This window comes from Thermodesulfobacteriota bacterium, from assembly GCA_040754335.1.
Classification (GTDB): Bacteria; Desulfobacterota_D; UBA1144; order Nemesobacterales; family UBA2774; genus 2-12-FULL-53-21.
Genome location: JBFMCV010000012.1, coordinates 1 through 3,802, shown reverse-complemented (window position 1 = coordinate 3,802; position 3,802 = coordinate 1). Strand labels below are relative to the sequence as shown.

At 46.9% G+C, this 3,802-nt stretch carries 6 protein-coding genes; all 6 read right to left on the bottom strand.

The window, feature by feature from the left end:
- On the bottom strand, positions 1-376 hold a 376-nt coding region (locus AB1598_15065; GenBank protein MEW6146332.1), incomplete at its 3' end, for an HD domain-containing protein.
- A 206-nt stretch (positions 377-582) separates the two neighbouring features.
- Positions 583-990: a non-canonical purine NTP pyrophosphatase gene (locus AB1598_15060; GenBank protein ID MEW6146331.1), complete on the bottom strand. Its 408-nt coding sequence runs from the start codon at positions 988-990 to the stop codon at positions 583-585.
- Positions 987-1,697, bottom strand: a complete 711-nt coding sequence (locus AB1598_15055) for a hypothetical protein (protein ID MEW6146330.1) — start codon at positions 1,695-1,697, stop codon at positions 987-989. Before AB1598_15055 ends, AB1598_15060 begins: the two co-directional genes overlap by 4 nt.
- Positions 1,698-1,774: 77 nt before the next feature.
- Positions 1,775-2,248, bottom strand: coding sequence for a VOC family protein (locus tag AB1598_15050; protein MEW6146329.1), 474 nt, complete (start codon positions 2,246-2,248; stop codon positions 1,775-1,777).
- A gap of 42 nt (positions 2,249-2,290) precedes the next feature.
- Entirely contained in the window at positions 2,291-2,845 is a 555-nt protein-coding gene (locus tag AB1598_15045; GenBank protein ID MEW6146328.1) for a hypothetical protein, read from the bottom strand.
- Positions 2,846-2,856: 11 nt separating this feature from the next.
- Positions 2,857-3,237, bottom strand: a complete 381-nt coding sequence (locus AB1598_15040; GenBank protein ID MEW6146327.1) for a DUF1428 domain-containing protein — start codon at positions 3,235-3,237, stop codon at positions 2,857-2,859.
- Between the last annotated feature and the right edge of the window lie 565 nt (positions 3,238-3,802).

The following is a 3,802-nucleotide window of genomic DNA, read 5'->3' as shown; positions in this document are numbered from 1 at the left end:
TAAACTTACTTTCTTCATCATCCATTCGCTCGTATTGCTCGATGAGTTTCGCAAATTCTTCAGTTAGCTTGTTATCTTGTAGCTTCAAGAGTGCAAAATGCTCCTTTTTCGGCTTTTCAGCTACTTGCTTATCATCAAGCGGAAATGCGTCACCTGCATACACCTCAACAAAGTCGTGAACAAGAGCATACTTTATAGCTAAGTCTAGGTCTAGCGGCAAGCTATCTTGGGAAATAATGACCCATGCAGCCATCGCAAGATTGTAAGAGTGCTCCGTATCATTTTCTTGCCTATTAAGTTTAGGTATTGTTATGTTTCGCTCAACTGCTTGAAAATCTATGAGTATGTTAATCAGTTCTGCTACGTCTATCGCCATTATTGTAGTCTAACAAAAACGGGACCATCTCTACCTCATTTGTCTGAAACTATGCCATTTCAGACACGTTTAGGTCAAAATAGTATTGCAGATGGGTAATAGAATAGTTTACGCACTACCATGGATGAGATAACTCGATGGCGGAAGACACTAGAAGCGCCATATCGAGAGCATTTGCTTGTATGATAAGGGACGGGACTTACGCTCTAAAGCGAACTTAGATAAGCCTCCAACTTCTTAAGCCCTATCCGCCTAACCGATGAAGCCACTTGTTCCTCTTTATTCATTTGCCCCCAAGTTTTTTCCCAGCCGACGGGAATGAAGATAGCCTCGATGCCGTAACCATGGCTGCCACGTGGCGCATCGGTAATTATTCCTCGCGCTACCCCCTCGAATACTTGCACTTCATCTCCCGCACAATACGCAAAGCACGTCTGCGCATATGCCGTCCTCGACTCGTAGCTATCAAGCAGTTTACACAGCCCTTCCGGTTTCAACTCTTGCAGAAACCATTTGATCAACGGTCCTGGCAGACCCCCGAGCGCCTCGAACCGCATTGAGAAATCCTCGACAAGAATAGGCCTCTTCAGTTGCCGGTAGGCCTGCTGACTCATATGGCCGGCTCAAACTTATTGCGGCTCCAGTTCCACAAGGCGGGATGTACGCGCATGGGATTAATACCGGTACCTGCCAGGAGATTCTTCCACGCCAGCTCGACCGTAGCAGCGGTCGCGCCAGTTGGTACCAATCCCAGAACAATACTACTCTGAATGACGTGCGTATCGGGAATTATTGATATCTCTTGCGCGCTCGTAAACTGCACATCAGTATAATGCGACAGGATGAACGGCCAATAGTTTGACAGTTTAGGGCCGCATAGATACGGGAATCTTTTACGGTGCGTAACCTGCAGTAGCGTAATGAGTTTCGCCGCGTCAGATTCTGCTTCGGAGATTAGCTGCCTTGGGTCATCCAAATAATATTCATGCAATGTATGGGCAATGGTAGTCCAAATCTGCGTGTGCTTATTAGGCTGCAGCCCGAGCTTGTGTTTTATCAAGTCGGCTCTGATTTGCTCATCAGACGCATCAGCCAGCTGCTCCGGAAAGAAAAGGTAGCGAGTCGACTCGTCTTCCCAAGTCTTTAACGCAGCTGCCCACATCGCCGGCGAGCTACGCTGAAAGTTAATACATACTGGCAGCGTGAAATACAAGTAATTCTCACGACTGCCCTTCGGCAGCCCCGGGTTGACTTCATGTTGGGCCAATGTAGGTACAGCGCCAGACTCGTACAGCTCAAGCAACCGCTTCACCCTATCCAATAACATGCCCCTATCATAGCAAAAAACGCCCTGGGAAGCGTGACATGGACATTGGCCCCTATAGACTCTACAGCCCGTTAACTCAAGCTCTCAGATTTAGCTTTGAGCTCCTCCGCCAATCCAATCAAAATCCGCTCCGGCCCGCGCACATAACACAGCCGGTACGAATCCTCATACTGCACTATCTCACCGACCAGCTTTGCCCCATGCTCCTGCAACCGCGCCACCGTGTCATCAATATCTTTCACAGTAAACATTGTGCGCAGGTAGCCAAGCGAATTAACCGGCGCATCGCGATGGTCGGCAACCACTGCCGGTGCCAGAAACCGCGACAATTCCAGACGGCTGTGCCCATCCGGAGCAACCATCATGGCGATCTCAACCTTCTGGTCGCCCAGACCTGTGACACGCCCAGCCCACTCCCCTTCAACCATCGCCCGCCCCTCAAGCTTCATCCCCAGCTCGCTGAAAAACGCGATCACCTCATCCAGCGACTCCACCACGATAGCGACATTGTCCATTCTTTTCAGATTCGAGTCTATTGCGCTCATCTACCTCATCCTTTCCATCGGTTTCACTCATTAAGACCTATTCTATCGGCCAATTGTTAACCTGACCTGTTTCTGATTCAAGAAGCAATCAATGATAGAAGCATACGTATTAATATCTTCGTACTTATGGTGATTGCCGGAAAGTATATGAAGAATTACTTTACTTGGATTTTCACGCACATACGCCTCTAGATCAGCTCTCTCTACTAACGGATCATCTGCGTTCATCATTATCAATATCTTAGAACTGGACAACTTGATGGCTTTCATCAGATCAAAGTGCAGCTCTTTCAAGGCAAGGACGGGCGGTCCGATAAGCACAATATACTCGGAGTTGATTTTGGATTCGACTGCCATCAAGCAGCCAAAGGATTTACCGATAATCATGTCGAAGTTGCAATCACGATACTTAGCTTGCGCATTTTCTATCTCAAGCTCGATCTGGCTCACATCGTCACTATTAGTTTTTGAGGACCATGCCAGATACTCGTGGCATAAAGACACGTAGTCACCCCCTTGTGCGCTCAACTGTTTAACAAGAGCGTTCACCCACTCCCGGTTGCTTGAACTTTGTCCACCGAAAATAAGCGTTTTCACAGTGCTTATAGCTAACCTTCAACCACTACTTCAAACCCACCGTACGCCATCTTCGTCATATCGTTAGGCATTTCAAAATCGGTTTGGTCCTTATAGGCCTCGTCCATTTCTGCCATGACCTTTTTGTTTACTTCATCGCGGTGCTCTTTTGATTCGAAAACAATGAACGAAAACCAGACATTCTCCTCATCGTTCGCGCCTGCCATCTTCTGGAAAGCCCGTGATTTCAGGTCAGCCATTTCCTGCTGCTTGAGATCTTCGCCCCTACATTCAAAGTACTGCAGCGCACCATGCTTCATCCAGGAATCCCGGCCCATCTTAGCCATTTCTTCATATTCAGCTTCTTTGCCCTTAGGCACTACCAGAACAAATCCATCAACGTATTTAGCCATTGTATCTACCCCTCTTTTTAAAGTCGTATCCTATCTAACTTTAGCACTTGAGACAAAACAAAAAGGACGCCAGAGCGTCCACCGCTCGGTAACAGTGACCTATTTTCTGACTTTATGCTTCTTAGAGATCATCAGATACGCCAGGTATAATGGCGCGAATATAAACATTGCCAATACGGTAACTATGAGCAGGTTCGGCCCTTCAGGGTCATCAACAAAAGAAAACAGCAACCTTGAAATAGCAAAGGATAATACCAGGATGATAAATACAGGAACTCTTTTCATAAGTGTATTTTATCATCGGTCCTGCAGGAGGGTGTCCAGACATCACACGATGAAATTGCAAATGACCCAGAAAAGCGACAGTAATAATGGAGCGGCCGTTATAAAACAATTGTCGAGGCTAAGAAAAAGGACGCCGAAGCGTCCTATGAATAGCATATGGTGCAACATAGTTGACGCATTTCAAACGACAGCTACGCTTGCACAAGAGGATTATAAGCTAAAACACCTAGCCAAACAATTCAGACTTGCAGACAATTTGATTTAACACGCTTAGAGTTTC

Excerpts from the sequence above, each read along its gene's own strand:
- AB1598_15060 (MEW6146331.1), bottom strand. The coding sequence starts at position 990 with ATGAGTCAGCAGGCCTACCGGCAACTGAAGAGGCCTATTCTTGTCGAG.
- AB1598_15050 (MEW6146329.1), bottom strand. The coding sequence starts at position 2,248 with ATGAGCGCAATAGACTCGAATCTGAAAAGAATGGACAATGTCGCTATC.
- AB1598_15040 (MEW6146327.1), bottom strand. The coding sequence starts at position 3,237 with ATGGCTAAATACGTTGATGGATTTGTTCTGGTAGTGCCTAAGGGCAAA.